Below are 430 nucleotides of genomic sequence, written 5' to 3' on the forward strand. Positions count from 1 at the left end.
CCAGAAGGTGAGCCCGGAGGCGACGACGTAGAGCGTCAGCAGCGACCAGTGGGGCGTCCCGAAACGGTCGGAGACCGCCGAGAATTTCTTGGGAAACACCTCGTCCCACGCCCACGAGTAGGGCATCTTGATGCCCGCGCCCATGACCGCGTGGACCGACGACGCGGTGGCGAGGAGACCGCCGATGCCGACGATGGCGGTGCCGATATCGCCGAGGAACACTTCCGCGGCCGTGGAGAGCGGCCGCGCCGAGTTCGCGAGAACCGTGTAGTCGCCGACGACGCCGTAGATGACGCCGGCGGTCAGCACGTACAGGAAGATGAGGATGGCCGTCCCGCCGGCCATCGCCAGGGGGAGGTTCGGCGAGGGGTTCTTCACCTCGGCGCCCATCTGCCCGGCGACGGCGATTCCGATGTAGGCGTAGAACAGC

At 67.7% G+C, this 430-nt stretch carries 1 protein-coding gene; it reads right to left on the reverse strand.

Features of this window, described 5'->3' with window-relative positions:
• On the reverse strand, nt 1-430 hold a 430-nt coding region (locus DVK07_RS21970; protein WP_147441351.1), incomplete at both ends, for an APC family permease.

Origin of the sequence: Halorubrum sp. Atlit-26R, from assembly GCF_003666015.1 — an archaeon.
Lineage (GTDB): Archaea > Halobacteriota > Halobacteria > Halobacteriales > Haloferacaceae > Halorubrum.